Origin of the sequence: Tepidibacter sp. (genome assembly GCF_025210165.1) — a bacterium.
Lineage (GTDB): Bacteria > Bacillota > Clostridia > Peptostreptococcales > Peptostreptococcaceae > Tepidibacter_A.
Genome location: NZ_JAOASI010000019.1, coordinates 1 through 2,650 on the forward strand (window position 1 = coordinate 1; position 2,650 = coordinate 2,650).

Sequence of the window (2,650 nt, forward strand, 5' to 3'; positions counted from 1 at the left end):
AGTATTCTTATTTCTTTTTCTGTAAATATTTTATTACTCATTTTATCTTCCACCATTCGTCTTTTTTTCTATTATACATAAAAATACCCTATAGAATAGACTTTTTTTAGTGTCCACTCTATAGGGTACAGTATAATATTTAGTATAGATTTTTACACAAATTATATCTAAAACAATATTTACCATATATAGCATTATTCTAAACAATTAGGTGTACACATATAATTTAATAAATAGTCTCATATTATGAAACTATCAATAGGCATTCACTCTTATATATACTAATATATATTAAAAAACTTATACTCACAGTTTGGACTCTTTATCATATAATATCAATAAGATTTTTCTTTTCATACAAAACACTCAATCATAAAATAGATATCAATACAAGCTGAACAAAGACTTATTTTGTATAAAAACACTAGATAATATCCTGTAGCTATAATGAACCCAACCGACCCAATATCCCCACATAAAAAAACAATCTAATTTTTGAAGTACACCCCCAAATTTAGATTGCCTTTTTTATTAATAAATTCAGAAATTATTTTTTCAATTCACTAAATACAACTACACATTGAAGAAAAAATGCTACAATTATATGTATTCCTCAAGGTCTAAGCATTATTTACCTAATTTATTTTTTATTATATCTAATGCTACATCTAAAGGATCCATTCCTCCTAAATACTTAATATCATAATCAGGAATAACCCCTCTTCCTGTATCAAGTCCATTAGGTCTTACAAAATATTTATGTGATACAAAGGAATTTAATCCTGTATTAGGAAGTTTAAATCTATATATATCTCCATAATTTGTAGCAAGTCCACCAGTTTCTTCTCCTATTAAATATCCCATTTTATAATCCTTAACAGTTGAAGATAACATAACTGCGCTTGAAAAAGTATTTCTTCCTATTAAAAAATATGTATCTCCTTTAAATTTAGGTTTTTCTAAATAATATCTTGACGCTACTGATTTTTGTGTATATACTTGTCCAATCATTTTAGAATATTCATCTTTTAACTCTTTTATTTCTTCTTCTGTTGCACCTTCATTTTTAGCTAAATCTGAATAATATTTTATTATTTCATTACTTATTTTTATATCTGATCTATTTGCCTGAGTATAGTTACCATCATAGATATATTCTATTAATAAATCTCCTAGATGAGAATTTCCTCCTCCATTTCCCCTTAAATCAACTATAAGATTATTTATGTTTTCCTTATTTATTTCTTCAAAAGTTCTATCTAAAAAAACTTTAAACTTATCTAAGTCTGAAAATGCATCAAAAGTAATTAGCCCTGTATTATCATTCAATTTCTCATATTTGTAATACTCTGTATTATTTTTATTCTTAGGATTTATCTTATCAGCTTCTTCCTTACTAATCCCTTCTACTTTTATAACTTTTTCTTCTGTATTTTTTTTAATTTTAATAATGTATTCATCCTTTAATTCATTATCTATATAATAATTCAATATAAAATTATTTTCCATACAACATTCTTTAAAAGGCTTAAGGGGACCACTTATATATTCTGACATTTCATTATATATTTTTGATGAATCTTTATCATCTATTGATTCAATCATCCACCCGTTATGTTTTTGATACTCTTTTCTATAAGTATCTTTTATATATATTTTCCCACCTTCTACTTCTACAGCCATATACAGTATCTTATTAGACTCTTTAATTTTTTCTATGTAATCTTGTGGAAGTAGCATACTAGTGTGTCCATCTTGAAGCTTGCTTATAATAGGTGCAAACTTTCTATAAACCTCTATACTATTTATAGGTTTATCTATTTCTTTTAATTTTTCATCTATATCCTTTTTTATCTCTTCCTTTGGAACTTTAAAATATAGATTAGGGTGCACATCTTCCATTTTTTTTATCATAAATTCAATATCTTCTTCAACCTGCTTTTTTGAATAAACTTTTTCTTTTTCCTCACTATTATTTGCATAAACACTTATTAAGCATAAATTGAAAATTAAAAAAGTACATAAAATATTTTTCACCAATCTTTTCATCATAATCCTCCTATCTTAATAACATATATAATCATACTTCATATCTAGATCAGAAATAAAATCTTCTTTCACTATATAATTTCTCAAATAATTTTATTTTCATAGCATTTACATTCTGTTTTGACCTTCTCTCTGTAATACAAAATGTAAAAAAATCGTATAAGATATGAATATTATTATAAAATCTATACTTCATTATAACATACAATAGCCTATATTTCCCCATATGTTTAATATACTTCCACACCCATAAAACTAAAACAAAATATTCCATTCAAAATCATAAGTACTTGATGGGATTAAAATTTTTATGTATCCATATATATTAATATATACGTATCCGTCAAAGATTTACCGTCTTGAAATTAAAAATCCAGTATAACTAATTATAAAAATTAGTATACTGGATTTTTAATCTATTTCTTCTTTTCTATTTTTAATTTTTCAGGCAATGTATCTGACCAAGGCATCAGTCTTAATAAATTTTCTCTGGTTCTTTCTATATCTTCTAATTTTGACATCTCATTCATTAAATATAGAAGGTATTTTTCTGCTACTAAATCATTAGATTTTGCGGTTTCAATAATAGAATATATTAGGG

General features: G+C 24.8%; 1 protein-coding gene and 1 pseudogene. Both read right to left on the reverse strand.

Annotation, left to right across the window (positions count from 1 at the left end):
- Positions 1-627: 627 nt before the first annotated feature.
- Positions 628-2,049: a S41 family peptidase gene (locus N4A48_RS02935; protein ID WP_293664182.1), complete on the reverse strand. Its 1,422-nt coding sequence runs from the start codon at positions 2,047-2,049 to the stop codon at positions 628-630.
- Between the two features lie 416 nt (positions 2,050-2,465).
- Positions 2,466-2,650: pseudogene (locus tag N4A48_RS02940) on the reverse strand (transposase domain-containing protein); the annotation flags it as partial.